Raw genomic sequence first — 15,481 nt, forward strand, 5'->3', positions numbered from 1 at the left:
CACAAGGAAGAGCTGAGCGTGCACGGTTCGCTTCTGAACAATGGGAGGCGGTGAGCACGTGCGCGGGATCAGCCTATGCGCTGAGGCCGAGAAATAGGCAACAACGACACGGCCTCTATTTAACAGCAAAGCCCAGGCCTTCTCAAATCAGGCGCTGTGGCCGGGAGGAGGGAGAAAGCCCTGGTTGTCCTGAGGGAATACCGGACTATCGGGCAAAGCCTTGTTCTAGAGAGCCAGCACCCCAAAAAAGTGGAACGGCGGCTTTTCAGGCGGGTCACAACCGGCGTGGGCCTTCTTGCAGGTACTGGCCGCCCGCTTGGTGGGCAATCTGTCGCAGTGCCTCGGGCAATCCCGGGCTGCGGGTGCAGGGCAGTCTTGCTAGAGTGGTCCGGTACCTGACCTGTTGAATTCAATGTGCTAACGGAGATAGACATGGCAATCGATATCGGTATCGGCGCAGAAGATCGCAAATCTATCGTGGAGGGTCTCTCTCGCCTGCTTTCAGATACTTATGTGCTTTATCTGAAGACTCATAATTTCCACTGGAACGTCACGGGGCCGCAGTTCCGCACGCTGCATCTGATGTTCGAGGAGCAGTACAACGAACTGGCGCTGGCGGTGGATCTGATTGCCGAGCGTATCCGCGCCCTGGGGTTCCCGGCGCCAGGTGCCTATTCCATCTACGCGCGTCTTTCTTCGATCAAGGAAGAAGAGGGGGTGCCAAGCGCGGATGAGATGATCAAGCAACTGGTGGCGGGGCAGGAGGCTGTGACCCGCACTGCCCGTGGCATTTTCCCGATCATCGACAAGGTCAGCGACGAACCCACCGCAGACTTGCTGACCCAGCGGATGCAGGTGCATGAGAAAACCGCGTGGATGCTGCGCTCGCTGTTGAGCGAGCAATAGTCCCGCAGACCGAATGGCGCCGTTATCGGCGCCATTTGCCTTTATGGGGCGTGACCTGTCGTCCGATCATGGCTGTTCGTCCTCAGGCCCGATGAGTGGGGTATGGCAGCGGGACGCTGGCTTTGTTTCGGCGGGCGGTGGTCTATCGGTGCCGTCATACGGCTGCACAGGGCCGATTTAATGGATATAATCCCGCCCTTTGCTATATAACCCGGGCCTCGGCACGGGTTAAGCCAGACGTTAAGTACGCCGAGACGCTCTCATGCCCATGTACGACTACCAATGTGCTTCCTGTGGTCATCAGCTGGAAGCCATTCAAAAGATCAGCGCGCCTGCGTTGGTCGATTGCCCTGCCTGCCAGGCGCCCGAGCTGAAAAAAATGCTGTCCATGCCAGGTTTCCGCCTCAGCGGTTCGGGCTGGTATGAGACCGACTTCAAAACCGGCGCCAAGAAGAACCTGGCCGGTGGCGACAAAGCTGATTAAGTTGAACGACACGCGCGAGCTCTTGCATTATCCGGTACCCCGAGGTGCGCAAGGCCTCCCATCGAATTTCGAATTACGAGAAGTGAAACCACTACCATGATGCGCAGCCATTATTGCGGCCAACTGAACGAAAGCCTGGAAGGTCAGGAAGTTACCCTTTGCGGATGGGTCCACCGTCGTCGCGACCATGGCGGGGTGATCTTCCTCGATATCCGTGATCGTGAAGGTCTGGCCCAGGTGGTGTTCGACCCGGACCGCGCTGAAACCTTCGCCGCCGCCGACCGCGTGCGCAGCGAATACGTGGTCAAGATCACCGGCAAGGTGCGCCTGCGTCCGGCCGGTGCCGGCAACGCCAACATGGCCTCGGGCATGATCGAAGTCCTGGGCTACCAGCTGGAAGTGCTGAACGAAGCGGAAACCCCGCCGTTCCCGCTCAATGAATACTCCGACGTGGGCGAAGAAACCCGCCTGCGCTATCGCTTTATCGACCTGCGCCGTCCGGAAATGGCCGAGAAGCTGCGTCTGCGCTCGCGCATGACCACCAGCATCCGTCGCTATCTGGACGAGAACGGTTTCCTCGACGTCGAAACCCCGATCCTGACCCGTGCCACCCCTGAAGGCGCGCGTGACTATCTGGTGCCGAGCCGTACCCACGCCGGCAGCTTCTTCGCTCTGCCGCAGTCGCCACAGCTGTTCAAGCAGCTGCTGATGGTCGCCGGCTTCGACCGCTACTACCAGATCGCCAAATGCTTCCGCGACGAAGACCTGCGTGCCGACCGTCAGCCTGAGTTCACTCAGATCGACATCGAAACCAGCTTCCTCGATGAAAAAGACATCATGGGCCTGACCGAAGGCATGATCCGCAACCTGTTCAAGGAAGTGCTGGATCTGGAATTCGGCGAATTCCCCCACATGACCTTTGAAGAAGCCATGCGTCGCTACGGTTCCGACAAGCCGGACCTGCGTAACCCGCTGGAACTGGTGGACGTTGCCGACCAGCTCAAGGACGTGGAATTCAAGGTGTTCAGCGGTCCGGCCAACGATCCGAAATGCCGTATCGCCGCCTTGCGCGTTCCTGGCGGGGCGAGCATGCCGCGCAAGCAGATCGACGATTACACCAAGTTCGTCGGCATCTACGGTGCCAAGGGCCTGGCCTACATCAAGGTCAACGAACGCGCCAATGGCGTTGACGGTCTGCAGTCGCCAATCGTCAAGAACATCCCGGAAGCCAACCTGAATGTGATCCTCGATCGCGTGGGTGCGGTCGACGGCGACATCGTGTTCTTCGGTGCCGACAAGGCCAAGATCGTCAGCGAGGCCCTGGGCGCGCTGCGGATCAAGCTCGGTCACGACCTGAACCTGCTGACCTGCGAATGGGCGCCGATGTGGGTTGTCGATTTCCCGATGTTCGAAGAGAACGACGACGGCAGCTTCACCGCCTTGCACCACCCGTTCACTGCGTCGAAATGCTCGCCGGAAGAACTGGAAGCCAACCCGGCGACCGCTCTGTCGCGCGCCTACGACATGGTGCTCAACGGCACCGAGCTGGGTGGCGGTTCGATCCGTATCCACCGCAAGGAAATGCAACAGGCGGTCTTCCGTCTGCTGGGCATCGATGAAGCGGAACAGGAAGAGAAGTTCGGCTTCCTGCTGGACGCCCTGAAGTACGGCGCGCCGCCGCACGGTGGCCTGGCGTTCGGCCTGGATCGCCTGGTGATGCTGATGACCGGCGCCCAGTCGATCCGTGAAGTGATCGCCTTCCCGAAAACCCAGAGCGCCGCTTGCGTGATGACCCAGGCTCCTGGCCTGGTCGACGCCAAGGCGCTGCGCGAACTGCACATCCGTTTGCGCGAACAGCCAAAGGCTGAGTAAGGCCGACCTGAAGGCGCATCTTCGGATGCGCCTTTTTCTATTGGGTCGAGATATTTGTTGCCCGCCCGCTGTTACAGGCGTTGCGGGCAATGTTTCAAAGAGAATTTGGAGCGCGTTATGGCAGGTCATTCCAAGTGGGCGAACATCAAGCACCGCAAAGAGCGTCAGGATGCCAAGAGAGGCAAGATCTTCACCAAGTGGATCCGTGAGCTGACGGTCGCCGCTCGTCAGGGCGGTGGCGAGCCTGGTTCCAACCCGCGTCTGCGCCTGGCCCTGGACAAGGCCTTGGGCGCCAACATGAGCCGCGACATCATCGATCGCGCCATCGCCCGTGGCGCGGGTGCGACCGAGGCCGACAACGTCGAAGAGCTGACCTATGAGGGTTATGGCCCGGGTGGCGTGGCGGTGATGGTCGAGTGCATGACCGACAACCGCAACCGTACCGCCGCGGCCGTGCGCCATGCGTTCAGCAAATGTGGCGGCAATCTTGGCACCGATGGTTCGGTGGCGTATCTGTTCGAACGCAAGGGGCAGATCAGCTTCGCGCCGGGCGTCGATGAGGACGCACTGACCGATGCGGCGCTGGAAGCCGACGCCGATGACGTGGTCGTTCACGAAGACGGCTCGATCGATGTGTTTACCTCGTTCACTGGCTTCTATGCGGTACGCAACGCGCTCGAAGAGGCCGGTTTCAAAGGCGATGACGCGGAAATCGTCATGCAGCCGACCACCAGTGCCGAGCTGGATCTGGAAGGCGCCGAGAAGATCCTCAAGCTGATCGACATGCTCGAAGACCTGGACGACGTGCAGAACGTCTACTCCAACGCGGATATTCCCCAGTCGGTTGCCGAGCAACTCGGCTGATAGCGCGATAAAAGATCGCAGCCTTCGGCGGTTTCCCCCCTTTACACACAGGGTTACGCTGTACCTGTAGGGGAGCTGTCGAAGGCTGCGATTTTTTGTTTTTCCGGCTTCTCCCGGCGTTACCTTAGGCAACCGAATTTTCTCTTTGCAGGCGTTATGACTCTTATTCTTGGTATCGACCCGGGTTCGCGCATCACCGGTTACGGCGTGGTACGTGATACCGGGCGTGGCTGCGTGTACGTGGCCTCGGGCTGTATTCGCACGGGCGCCGGCGAGCTGCATGAGCGGCTGCAAATCGTCTATCGCGGGGTTCGCGAGGTCATTCAGACCTACGGTCCGGTGACCATGGGCATTGAAAAGGTGTTCATGGCGCGTAATGCCGATTCGGCCCTGAAACTGGGTCAGGCCCGTGGTGCGGCGATCGTGGCGGGAGCCGAGGAGAGCCTGGAAATCGCCGAATACACCGCCACTCAGGTCAAACAGGCCGTGGCGGGCACCGGTGGGGCCAACAAGGAACAAGTGCAAATGATGGTCATGCACTTGCTCAAGTTGACCAGCAAGCCGCAGATCGACGCCTCGGACGCCCTGGCGATTGCCATCTGTCATGCCCACACCCGTTCCAGCCTGCTGCCCCACGGCCTGGGCACCGCACGCAGTCGTGGCGGCCGCCTGCGTCTCTGATAGCATCTGCGCAAACATTTGATGAGTGGAGCATCCCGCGCCTGTCTGCCCGGCCCGGATCTTCGCTCTATGACTCGCCGGCCGCTGATCTGGCCTGAGCTAAGGATCTGAAACGTGATTGGACGCTTGCGCGGCACCTTGGCTGAAAAACAGCCGCCGTACCTGATTCTCGATGTAAACGGCCTGGGTTACGAGGTGGAAGTCCCCATGACCACCCTGTACCGCCTGCCGTCGGTCGGTGAACCGCTCACCCTGCATACCCATTTGGTCGTGCGTGAAGATGCCCAGTTACTCTATGGTTTTGCCAGCAAGCGCGAGCGGGACTTCTTTCGCGAACTGATTCGCCTCAATGGCGTGGGGCCGAAACTGGCGCTGGCACTGATGTCCAGCCTGGAGGTCGACGAGCTGGTGCGTTGCGTGCAAGCGCAGGACACCTCGGCGCTGACCAAGGTGCCGGGGGTCGGTAAAAAGACCGCGGAGCGCCTGCTGGTCGAACTCAAGGACCGCTTCAAGGCCTGGGAAACCGTACCGAGCATGTTTGCCCTGGTGCCGAACCAGCCGGATGCGCCGATGCCGGTGGCCAGTGCCGAGACCGATGCGGTCAGCGCCCTGATTTCCCTGGGCTACAAGCCGCAGGAAGCCAGCAAGGCCGTTTCCGCGATCAAGGAAAAAGGCCTGAGCAGTGAAGACATGATTCGCCGCGCCCTGAAGGGAATGATTTAAGTGATAGAAGCAGATCGTCTGATCGCCGCCACGGGCCCCCGTGAGCGCGAGGAAGTCCAGGACCGTGCGATTCGCCCCGTCAGCCTGGCCGAATACATCGGCCAGCCGACGGTGCGCGAGCAAATGGAGCTGTTCATCCAGGCTGCCCGCGGGCGCAGCGAGTCGCTGGACCACACCCTGATCTTCGGCCCGCCGGGCCTGGGTAAGACCACGCTGGCCAACATCATCGCCCAGGAAATGGGGGTGTCGATCAAGAGCACCTCGGGGCCGGTGCTGGAGCGCCCTGGCGACCTGGCGGCGTTGCTGACCAATCTCGAGCCGCACGACGTGCTGTTTATCGATGAAATCCATCGCTTGTCGCCGATCGTCGAGGAAGTGCTGTACCCGGCCATGGAAGATTTCCAACTGGACATCATGATCGGCGAAGGGCCGGCGGCCCGTTCGATCAAGCTCGACTTGCCGCCGTTCACGCTGGTGGGGGCGACGACCCGCGCGGGCATGCTGACCAACCCGCTGCGCGATCGCTTCGGTATCGTCCAGCGCCTGGAGTTCTACAGCACCGCGGACCTGGCGACCATTGTCGGGCGCTCCGCCGGCATTCTCGGCTTGCCGCTGGACCCGGACGGTGCCTTTGAAATCGCTCGGCGCGCCCGCGGGACGCCGCGTATCGCCAACCGCTTGTTGCGCCGGGTGCGGGACTTTGCCGAGGTTCGCGCCAAGGGCCACATCACCAAGCCCATCGCCGACCTGGCGCTGAACCTGCTGGATGTCGACGAACGTGGCTTCGACCACCAGGACCGGCGCCTGCTGCTGACCATGATCGAGAAGTTCGACGGCGGGCCGGTGGGGGTCGACAGCCTGGCGGCCGCCATCAGCGAGGAGCGGCATACCATCGAGGATGTGCTCGAGCCCTATCTGATCCAGCAAGGCTATATCATGCGTACGCCGCGGGGGCGTGTGGTGACCCGGCATGCCTATCTGCATTTCGGTCTAAACATCCCGTCACGATTGGGGGAGATGCCTGTGGTAGACGAATTCCTCGATGCCGTGGACGATTAATAACCGCTTGGGCAGCGATTTATTCGCAGCTTGTGCGGTCCTAGGGGGCTGGCATTGTCGTTATTTCGCCAGAAAGCCGTTCGAGAATGAAAAACAGTTGCCCGGCCGGATTGGCAACCTGAGGAGTAAGCACTAGAGTATGCGCGCGCAAAACGGGCTTGAGTCGTTCGCACATCGTTGTCGCGTTTATTACGAAGACACCGATGCCGGCGGCATCGTGTATTACGTTAATTACCTTAAGTTTATGGAACGGGCTCGAACCGAGCGGCTACGAGATCTGGGCTTTGCCCAATCGCAGCTGGCAGGGGAGAACCTGTTGTTCGTCGTGCATTCCAGCGAAGCGCGCTACCACGCGCCGGCGCGACTGGACGACGAGCTTCTGGTAAGTGCAGAAGTCATCGAATTGAACCGGGCCAGCCTGCGCTTCAAACAGCAGGTCAGGCGAGCCACGGATAATGCACTGCTCTGCGAAGGGCAGTTTCTGGTGGCCTGTGTGCGCACCGACAATTTGAAACCCCGGGCCATTCCCGAAGCTCTACGTGCGGCCTTCGCCGACGTGAGCGGCGCGGGTACACACTCAGAGCAGGAGATAAAGCGTGGAAGCTAACGTCGTCGACCATTCCTCCATGTGGAGCCTGGTCAGCAATGCCAGCATCGTTGTGCAGTTGGTAATGCTGACCCTGGTAGCCGCATCGGTGACCTCATGGATCATGATCTTTCAGCGCAGCAACCTGCTGCGTGCCGGTCGACGCGCGCTGGAGAGCTTCGAAGAGCGCTTCTGGTCGGGTATCGACCTGTCCAAGCTGTACCGTCAGGCGGGCAGCAACCCGGACCCTGATTCGGGCGTGGAGCAGATCTTCCGTGCCGGCTTCAAGGAATTCTCGCGCCTGCGCCAGCAGTCGGGCGTTGATCCCGAGGCGGTCATGGAAGGTGTCGCGCGTGCCATGCGTGTCGCCATCTCCCGCGAAGAAGAGAAGCTTGAGCAGAGCCTGCCATTCCTCGCCACTGTCGGCTCGGTCAGCCCGTATATCGGTCTGTTCGGTACCGTCTGGGGGATCATGAACTCCTTCCGCGGCCTGGCCAGCGCCCAGCAGGCGACCCTGGCGACCGTGGCACCGGGTATCGCCGAAGCCCTGATCGCCACCGCGATCGGCCTGTTTGCCGCGATCCCGGCCGTTATCGCCTACAACCGCTTTGCGGCCCGTGGCGAGACCCTGATCAGCCGTTACTACACCTTCGCCGACGAGTTCCAGGCGATCCTGCACCGTAAAGTGCACACCAGCGAAGAGTGAGCAGGTAAATCCCCATGGCCCGAGTTCGCCACAAACGCAAGCCGGTTGCCGAGATGAACGTGGTGCCCTACATCGACGTGATGTTGGTACTGCTGGTTATCTTCATGGTGACCGCGCCGATGCTCAATCAGGGCGTGAAAGTCGATCTGCCCAAGGTTTCCAGCGAAGCCTTGCCGCAGGACAACAACACCCAGGTCCTGACCATTTCGATCAAGGCTGACAAGACCTACTACTGGAACCTTGGCAGCGAAGTCGACACCGACAAGCAGATGGACAAGGCCATGACCTTGCCGCAGATGACCGACGCCGTGACCAAGATCATTCGCGCCGGCAATGAAGGCGGCAAGCATACCCAGGTGTTCATTCGCGGCGACAAGTCCGTCGACTACGGCGCCGTCATGGGCGCCATGGGCGGACTGCAGAAGGCCGGCGTCGGTAACGTTGGCTTGATTACCGAGGCGCCCTGATGCAGCAACAGCGAGAGCCGTCCGCCTCGGAAAGCTACTTCTGGCCTAGCGTGTGGGCAATTGCCCTGCACGTTCTGGTGTTCGGCATGCTGTTCGTCAGTTTTGCCATGACGCCGGAGTTGCCGCCGTCCAAGCCGATCGTCCAGGCGACCCTGTATCAGCTGAAATCGAAAAGTCAGGCGACCACCCAGACCAATCAGAAGATTGCGGGTGAGGCGAAGAAATCCGCCGCGCGCCAGACCGAAGTCGAGCAGATGGAGCAGAAAAAGGTCGAGCAGGAAGCGGTCAAGGCTGCGGAACAAAAGAAAGAAGAGGCTGCTCAAAAAGCCGAGGAAGCGAAAAAGGCCGACGAAGCCAAGAAAGCGGATGAGGCGAAGAAGGCTGATGAAGCCAAGAAAGCCGACGACGCGAAGAAGGCTGCGGAAGCGAAAAAGGCTGAAGAGAAACAATTGGCTGATATAGCCAAGAAGAAAGCCGAAGAAGAAGCCAAGAAAGCCGCCGAAGAAGAGGCCAAGAAAAAGGCCGCTGAAGAGGCGAAGAAAAAGATAGTCGAAGACGCGAAGAAGAAAGCCGCGGAAGACGCCAAGAAGAAAGCTGAAGCGGACGAGGCGAAGAAGAAGGTCGCCGAGGACGCGAAGAAGAAAGCCGCCGCCGACGCAGCCAAGAAAAAGGCCCAGGAAGCAGCGCGTAAATCCGCCGAAGATAAAAAGGCTCAGGCCCTGGCTGATTTGCTTTCCGACACGCCGCAGCGTCAGCAGGCCTTGGCGGACGAGCAGGGCGACGAAGTCGCGGGCAGTTTCGACGATCTGATTCGTGCTCGTGCGGCGGAAGGCTGGGCTCGTCCTCCTTCGGCGCGCAACAACATGACTGTCGTGCTGCAAATCGGCATGTTGCCGGATGGTACGGTGACATCCGTGTCGGTGGCCAAGTCCAGCGGCGATGGTCCGTTCGATGCCTCGGCGGTAGCTGCGGTCAAGAACATTGGACGTTTGACAGAAATGCAGGGAATGAAGCCGAGCGATTTCGCTCCGTATCGTTCATTCAAGATGACATTCACACCTGAGGATCTAGCCTTGTGAGAAACCTTCTTCGAGGATTGCTTGTCGTTATTTGCTGTATGGCAGGGATAGCGACAGCGGATGAAAAGAACATTCTGGTCACCAGTGGCAGTGACCGGGCCACGCCAATCGCCGTAGTGCCATTCGGTTGGCAAGGGGGCAGCGTGCTGCCCGACGACATGGCGGAAATCATCGGCAACGACCTGCGCAACTCGGGTTACTACTCGCCGATTCCAAAGCAGAACATGATCAGCCTGCCGACCCAGGCCAGCGAAGTCATCTACCGTGACTGGAAGGCCCTGGGCGCCCAGTACATCATGGTCGGCAGCATTGTCCCGGCGGGCGGTCGCCTGCAGGTGCAATACGCCCTGTTCAACGTCGCCACCGAACAGCAAGTGCTGACCGGCAGCGTCTCGGGCAGCGTCGACCAGTTGCGCGACATGGCTCACTACATCTCCGACCAGTCGTTCGAAAAGCTCACCGGTATCAAGGGCGCCTTCTCGACCCGCATGCTGTACGTCACGGCAGAGCGTTTCTCCGAGAAGAACACGCGTTACACCCTGCAACGCTCCGACTATGACGGCGCGCGCGCGGTGACCCTGCTGCAATCCCGTGAGCCGATCCTGTCGCCGCGCTTCGCGCCGGACGGCAAGCGCATTGCCTATGTGTCGTTCGAACAGAAGCGCCCGCGCATCTTCGTTCAGCACATCGACACTGGCCGTCGCGAGCAGATCACCAACTTCGAAGGCCTGAACGGCGCGCCTGCCTGGTCGCCGGACGGCCAGCGCCTGGCGTTCGTGCTGTCCAAGGACGGCAACCCGGACATCTATGTGATGAACCTGGGTTCGCGTCAGATCTCGCGTGTGACCGCGGGGCCGGGCATCAACACCGAACCGTTCTGGGGCAAGGATGGTTCGACCATCTACTTCACCTCGGACCGTGGTGGCAAGCCACAGATCTACAAGACCAGTGCCGGTGGTGGCGGTGCGGAACGGGTGACTTTCGTGGGCAACTACAACGCCAACCCGAAACTGTCCGCGGATGAAAAAACCCTGGTCATGATTCACCGGCAGGACGGCTTCACAAACTTCAAGGTAGCTGCTCAGGATTTGCAGCGTGGCAACGTAAAAATCCTTACCGACAGCACACTTGATGAGTCGCCTACTGTTGCGCCCAACGGCACCATGGTAATCTACGCCACCCGCCAGCAGGGCCGGGGAGTCTTGATGCTCGTGTCCATTAATGGACGCGTGAGGCTCCCGCTTCCTACCGCTCAAGGCGAAGTCAGAGAACCGTCCTGGTCCCCTTACCTGAACTGACGCGGCGCTTTACGTTTTACTTAACACACTGGGGTTCATTAGGAGTTTCACGATGGAAATGCTGAAGTTTGGTAAGTTTGCTGCGCTGGCTCTGGCCATGGCTGTAGCTGTAGGTTGCTCCTCCAAAGGCGGCGACAACGCTGGTGAAGGCGCTGTTGATCCAAACGCTGGTTACGGCGCTAACACTGGTGCAGTTGACGGCTCCCTGAGCGAAGAAGCTGCTCTGCGCGCAATCACCACCTTCTACTTCGAATACGACAGCTCGGACCTGAAGCCAGAAGCCATGCGCGCTCTGGACGTTCACGCCAAGGACCTGAAAGCAAACGGCGCTCGCGTTGTTCTGGAAGGCAACACCGACGAACGTGGTACTCGTGAGTACAACATGGCTCTGGGCGAGCGTCGTGCGAAGGCCGTTCAGCGCTACCTGGTGCTGCAAGGCGTTTCCCCAGCTCAGCTGGAACTGGTTTCCTACGGCGAAGAGCGTCCAGTTGCTACCGGCAACGACGAGCAGTCCTGGGCTCAAAACCGTCGCGTCGAACTGCGTAAGTAATTCGTCATGCGAACGTGCCGTCGTGCTCTAACTGTCTTGGCTCTCAGCCTCGCGCCGCTTTCGGTGTGGGCTGCGGTTCCTGTGGTCGATAACAACTCGGGCTATAACAATAGCGGAGGCAGTTATCCGCCAGCGGGTTATGGCACGAACGGCGCCTATGCCGGGGGAGGGGTTTCGACCCCTGTCTCGGCACAGGGCGAGCTGTTCCAGCAACTGCAGCAAATGCAGGATCAAATCGCTCGGCAACAAGGTGTGATTGAAGTACTGCAAAACGATATTGCGCGTATGAAGCAGGAAAGCCTGGAGCGTTACCAGGATCTTGATCGACGCATTGGAGCGGGCGGTGCACCTGCCGCGACTCCTGATAATTCTTCTGCCGGTGGCGATGCAAGTGCCGCCGGTGCAGCTGCCGGGGCGGCCTCGCAAGCTCCAGCGGCAAGCAGTGAACCGGGCGATCCGGCGAAGGAAAAGCTGTATTACGAAGCAGCCTTCGACCTGATCAAGGCCAAGGATTTCGACAAGGCCAGCCAGGCTTTCGCCGCGTTCCTGCGTAAATACCCAAACAGCCAATACGCGGGTAATGCCCAGTACTGGTTGGGCGAAGTGAACTTGGCCAAAGGCGACCTGCAAGGTGCCGGCCAGGCATTTGCCAAGGTCTCCCAGCTGTATCCGAAGCATGCCAAGGTGCCGGACTCGCTGTACAAGCTGGCTGACGTAGAGCGCCGTCTGGGCCACACTGACAAGGTCAAGGGCATTCTGCAGCAGGTGGTGGCCCAATATCCGGGTACTTCCGCCGCCCAGCTGGCTCAGCGCGATCTGCAACGCATGTAATCGAGTTTGAGCTGTTTTGAAGAAACCCGCGCTTGCCGCGGGTTTTTTCGTTAGAATCCATGCCCTTTTTATGAAACACGCTTCCTGGGATTACCGTGTTTGCGGGATTCCTCGAGGTGCCTGACGGAGGCGGACAGCCTGTTTAGCTGTTACGCCCGTGGCGACTATGCAAGACACATTGAGAATTACCGAAGTTTTCTACTCGTTGCAGGGTGAAACTCGGACTGCCGGCCTGCCCACGGTATTTGTGCGCCTGACCGGTTGTCCGCTGCGTTGCCAATACTGCGACAGTGCCTACGCCTTCAGCGGTGGCAGCATCCGCACCCTCGAGAGCATTCTCGAGCAGGTCGCCGGTTTCCGCCCGCGTTACGTCTGTGTGACCGGTGGCGAGCCTCTGGCGCAGCCTAATGCCATTCCCTTGCTCAAGCAGCTGTGTGACGCCGGTTACGAAGTCTCGCTGGAAACCAGCGGAGCCCTGGATATTTCCGCGGTCGATCCGCGTGTCAGTCGAGTGCTCGACCTGAAGACACCGGGGTCGCAGGAAGCTCAGCGCAATCGTTACGAAAACATCGAACTGCTGACGCCGAACGACCAGGTCAAGTTTGTCATCTGTTCCCGCGAGGACTATGACTGGGCGGTTTCCAAGCTGATCCAGTATGGTCTGGAGCGGCGGGCGGGCGAGGTGCTGTTCTCGCCGAGCCATCACGACCTCAATGCGCGCGATCTGGCCGACTGGATCGTTGCGGACAACCTGCCGGTGCGCCTGCAATTGCAGCTGCATAAATACCTTTGGAATGACGAGCCGGGGCGCTGATATGACTGAACAAGCACAGAGCCAAGTTGCCACTGAAAAGCGTGCAGTAATCCTGCTGTCCGGCGGTCTGGACTCGGCCACGGTGGTGGCCATGGCCCGCGCCGAAGGGTATCGCTGCTACACCATGAGCTTCGATTACGGCCAGCGTCATCGCGCCGAGTTGCAGGCGGCTGAACGTGTCGCTCGCGACCTGGGTGTGGTGGAGCACAAGGTGATCGGCCTCAACCTCAACGGTATCGGCGGCTCCGCGCTGACCGACAGCTCCATCGATGTGCCCGAGGCCCCGAGCGAAGGGATCCCTGTCACCTACGTACCGGCACGTAACACCGTGTTCCTGTCCCTGGCATTGGGCTGGACGGAAGTGCTGGGGGCGCGGGACATCTTTATTGGCGTCAACGCCGTGGACTATTCGGGGTATCCGGATTGCCGCCCGGAGTTTGTCGAGGCCTTCGAGCGCATGGCCAACCTGGCGACCAAGGCCGGGGTAGAGGGGCAGGGGTTCCGTATCCAGGCACCGCTGCAGAACCTGAGCAAGGCCGATATCGTCAAGGCGGGCGTCAAGCTCGGGGTTGATTACGGCCTGACCGTGTCCTGCTACCAGGCCGATGATCAAGGGCGTGCCTGCGGCAAATGCGACAGCTGCCGTCTGCGCGCGGAAGGGTTTGCCGCGGCCGGTGTTAGCGACCCAACACCTTATTTTTGATTTTTTTCATATTGGGTGTTGAATTCTTTTTATAAATCAGTATTATACGCGCCACCACACAGCGGGTCGTTAGCTCAGTTGGTAGAGCAGTTGGCTTTTAACCAATTGGTCGTAGGTTCGAATCCCACACGACCCACCATTTTCTAGCAGTATTTAAAATCCGAAAGGCCCACGAAAGTGAGGATTTTCGGGTTTTTTTTTGCCTGCAGAAAATGTAATGGCGCACTGCATTGGCCTGTTCACCGACCTTCGATACGCAGCGGCAGGCTGTCGATCACCTGAGACAGCGTTTGCTCCAGTTCCACCTCTTCTTTTTTTACCCGTTCCGGGATTCTTCGGCGTTGTCGGTATTCGCTGGGGCTGGCGCCGGCGAATTGCTTGAAGGCGCGGGCAAAGTAGGACGGGTCCTTGAAGCCGACTTCATAGCCGATGCTGGTGATAGGCATCTGGCTGTTGTCGAGCAGATTCTTGGCGCAATCCATGCGTTTGCTCAGGATGTAGTCCATGAATCCCAGGCCATGGACCTCCTTGAACAGCCGGCTGAAGCGAAACGTGGTCATGCCGCAACGCTTAGCCAGCTCTTTCTGGTCGATGCTTTCACGAAAATTCTGCTCGATGTACAGCAGCACATCGCTGAGTGCCTGATGTTTCTGGTGCTCTACGGTCAGTCGGATGCTGTCCGGCAGGGACGGGCCGTGTTCGATCTGCAGCGTCTTGTTGCCGGGGCCGCTGCTGTGGCGCAGTTCGTAGAGTTGCTTCAGCGCATGCAGGAAGCGCCGGATCTCGGCACTCGAGAGAGGGAGCACCATGTATTCCCAGACACGCGAGCGCATGGCCCAGACGGCGAGTTCTTCGGAGTGCTGCACTGTGAACATGGCGATGGGAATGGAGGGAATCTTGTGTTTGATCTCCAGCAACAGATTGAGCCCTGGCATGTCCGGGCGGTCATAGTGCATGCAGATCATGTCCGGTAGAGGATGGGTGTCCTTTTCGGGCAGGGACGCATCTTTCGACACCCGGCAATCGCAGGTTGGGCGAAACAGCGCGATCAGTTCTTCAGATGATCGGTCGCGCGTGAGGTCGAACCATAAAAGAGAGGGTTTCTGGGCCGACTCAGGTCTCATTTCCTTATTCCTTCCTGGTGTCTCACTGTCACTTCCTGGGCTGTCAGTATCGCCACTGGGCTTTGCGGGCAAAGGATCAAGTTCTGATAACGCTTCATAAATTTTCTTGATTACCTTCTATGTCTGACAGCGAGATAAGAGTCACAGACAGCTCCTTGCTGTTGCGATCGCCTTTTCTTGCATCACCGGCCACGGCTGAATCAATTTAGTGTTATATGAGAACAGTTCCTTTTCTGAAAAAACTCCATCTGCCAGGTTTAGTTTCATTGGTGTTCTTTGCTGTCTTGCCAAGGGGCGCAAAAAAGTCCTAGAAACCGACAATAAACTCCTAACTCTTTGTGTTAGTCCCTGACTAGGATTCAGTCAGGCGGCACAAATACTGATCGCCTTAAAGCAACTTTCTTATATGAGGTGAACAAGATGAACCTGCAAACAATCAAAACCTCGGTGCTGGCATTCATCAAGGACGAAGAGGGTCTGACCATCGTGGAATATGCCGTGGCCGGTGGCCTGATCACCCTGGGCGCCGTTGCCGCGTTCGTGACTCTGGGGGGCAACGTGAGCACCGCCATTACCAGCCTGGGTTGCGCCGTTCAGGGCCAGGTGTGCTGACGACAGCCGTTGTGCCGAGTCCTCGGTCCTGGGCTGGAACCGCTTGTCGCTCGTACGCAGCCAGACTTCTCGGGTCTGGCTGCGATGAGCGGTTTCCCTCGGGCTGAGGCCGTACCTGTGGT

At 59.3% G+C, this 15,481-nt stretch carries 18 protein-coding genes and 1 tRNA gene; 18 read left to right on the plus strand and 1 reads right to left on the minus strand.

What is annotated here, in order from left to right; translation table 11 throughout:
* Positions 1 to 432 precede the first annotated feature (432 nt).
* The 17 genes from J4E58_RS14645 to J4E58_RS14725 all read left to right on the plus strand — a co-directional run bounded on the left by J4E58_RS14645 (position 433) and on the right by J4E58_RS14725 (position 13,762).
* Positions 433 to 906: a Dps family protein gene (locus J4E58_RS14645; RefSeq protein WP_007931133.1), complete on the plus strand. Its 474-nt coding sequence runs from the start codon at positions 433 to 435 to the stop codon at positions 904 to 906.
* 262 nt (positions 907 to 1,168) lie between these two features.
* Positions 1,169 to 1,390 (plus strand): FmdB family zinc ribbon protein, encoded by a 222-nt coding sequence (locus J4E58_RS14650; RefSeq protein ID WP_007931131.1) that lies wholly within the window; start codon positions 1,169 to 1,171, stop codon positions 1,388 to 1,390.
* Positions 1,391 to 1,486: 96 nt separating this feature from the next.
* Positions 1,487 to 3,262 (plus strand): aspartate--tRNA ligase, encoded by a 1,776-nt coding sequence (gene aspS / locus J4E58_RS14655; RefSeq protein ID WP_087090248.1) that lies wholly within the window; start codon positions 1,487 to 1,489, stop codon positions 3,260 to 3,262.
* Positions 3,263 to 3,379: 117 nt separating this feature from the next.
* Positions 3,380 to 4,126 carry a YebC/PmpR family DNA-binding transcriptional regulator gene (locus J4E58_RS14660; protein WP_007931120.1) on the plus strand — a complete coding sequence of 249 codons (747 nt, stop codon included), beginning with the start codon at positions 3,380 to 3,382 and terminating at the stop codon, positions 4,124 to 4,126.
* Between the two features lie 156 nt (positions 4,127 to 4,282).
* Positions 4,283 to 4,807 carry a crossover junction endodeoxyribonuclease RuvC gene (gene ruvC / locus J4E58_RS14665; protein ID WP_007931118.1) on the plus strand — a complete coding sequence of 175 codons (525 nt, stop codon included), beginning with the start codon at positions 4,283 to 4,285 and terminating at the stop codon, positions 4,805 to 4,807.
* A 114-nt stretch (positions 4,808 to 4,921) separates the two neighbouring features.
* On the plus strand, positions 4,922 to 5,530 hold the full coding sequence (gene ruvA / locus J4E58_RS14670) for a Holliday junction branch migration protein RuvA (protein ID WP_007931117.1): 609 nt from the start codon (positions 4,922 to 4,924) through the stop codon (positions 5,528 to 5,530).
* Entirely contained in the window at positions 5,531 to 6,589 is a 1,059-nt protein-coding gene (ruvB, locus tag J4E58_RS14675; RefSeq protein WP_062824837.1) for a Holliday junction branch migration DNA helicase RuvB, read from the plus strand.
* 139 nt (positions 6,590 to 6,728) lie between these two features.
* Positions 6,729 to 7,196: a tol-pal system-associated acyl-CoA thioesterase gene (ybgC, locus tag J4E58_RS14680; RefSeq protein WP_025805902.1), complete on the plus strand. Its 468-nt coding sequence runs from the start codon at positions 6,729 to 6,731 to the stop codon at positions 7,194 to 7,196.
* Complete coding sequence (gene tolQ / locus J4E58_RS14685) at positions 7,186 to 7,881, plus strand: protein TolQ (protein ID WP_007931111.1); 696 nt, start codon at positions 7,186 to 7,188, stop codon at positions 7,879 to 7,881. The genes ybgC and tolQ overlap by 11 nt, the downstream gene beginning before the upstream one ends.
* 14 nt (positions 7,882 to 7,895) lie before the next feature.
* The gene (gene tolR, locus J4E58_RS14690) at positions 7,896 to 8,348 is read left to right on the plus strand and encodes a protein TolR (RefSeq protein WP_007931110.1); all 453 of its coding nucleotides are present in this window, start codon (positions 7,896 to 7,898) and stop codon (positions 8,346 to 8,348) included.
* Positions 8,348 to 9,427 (plus strand): cell envelope integrity protein TolA, encoded by a 1,080-nt coding sequence (tolA, locus tag J4E58_RS14695; RefSeq protein ID WP_007931108.1) that lies wholly within the window; start codon positions 8,348 to 8,350, stop codon positions 9,425 to 9,427. Before tolR ends, tolA begins: the two co-directional genes overlap by 1 nt.
* Before the next feature lie 38 nt (positions 9,428 to 9,465).
* Positions 9,466 to 10,725 carry a Tol-Pal system beta propeller repeat protein TolB gene (gene tolB / locus J4E58_RS14700; protein WP_007931107.1) on the plus strand — a complete coding sequence of 420 codons (1,260 nt, stop codon included), beginning with the start codon at positions 9,466 to 9,468 and terminating at the stop codon, positions 10,723 to 10,725.
* A gap of 52 nt (positions 10,726 to 10,777) precedes the next feature.
* Positions 10,778 to 11,275, plus strand: coding sequence for a peptidoglycan-associated lipoprotein Pal (gene pal, locus J4E58_RS14705; protein WP_003178634.1), 498 nt, complete (start codon positions 10,778 to 10,780; stop codon positions 11,273 to 11,275).
* Positions 11,276 to 11,281: 6 nt separating this feature from the next.
* Positions 11,282 to 12,106: a tol-pal system protein YbgF gene (ybgF, locus tag J4E58_RS14710; protein ID WP_007931106.1), complete on the plus strand. Its 825-nt coding sequence runs from the start codon at positions 11,282 to 11,284 to the stop codon at positions 12,104 to 12,106.
* A 166-nt stretch (positions 12,107 to 12,272) separates the two neighbouring features.
* Positions 12,273 to 12,920, plus strand: a complete 648-nt coding sequence (gene queE, locus J4E58_RS14715) for a 7-carboxy-7-deazaguanine synthase QueE (protein ID WP_007931105.1) — start codon at positions 12,273 to 12,275, stop codon at positions 12,918 to 12,920.
* 1 nt (position 12,921) lies between these two features.
* Positions 12,922 to 13,623 (plus strand): 7-cyano-7-deazaguanine synthase QueC, encoded by a 702-nt coding sequence (queC, locus tag J4E58_RS14720; protein WP_087090250.1) that lies wholly within the window; start codon positions 12,922 to 12,924, stop codon positions 13,621 to 13,623.
* 63 nt (positions 13,624 to 13,686) lie between these two features.
* A tRNA-Lys gene (locus J4E58_RS14725) sits at positions 13,687 to 13,762 on the plus strand.
* A 100-nt stretch (positions 13,763 to 13,862) separates the two neighbouring features.
* Here J4E58_RS14725 and J4E58_RS14730 read toward each other — a convergent pair.
* Entirely contained in the window at positions 13,863 to 14,747 is an 885-nt protein-coding gene (locus tag J4E58_RS14730) for an AraC family transcriptional regulator (protein WP_087090252.1), read from the minus strand.
* A gap of 420 nt (positions 14,748 to 15,167) precedes the next feature.
* On the opposite strand from J4E58_RS14730, the gene J4E58_RS14735 reads away from it, so the two are divergent.
* On the plus strand, positions 15,168 to 15,359 hold the full coding sequence (locus J4E58_RS14735) for a Flp family type IVb pilin (protein WP_053262390.1): 192 nt from the start codon (positions 15,168 to 15,170) through the stop codon (positions 15,357 to 15,359).
* Positions 15,360 to 15,481: the final 122 nt, after the last annotated feature.

The organism is Pseudomonas sp. FW305-25 (genome assembly GCF_017351415.1).
GTDB classification, from domain to species: Bacteria; Pseudomonadota; Gammaproteobacteria; order Pseudomonadales; family Pseudomonadaceae; genus Aquipseudomonas; species Aquipseudomonas chlororaphis.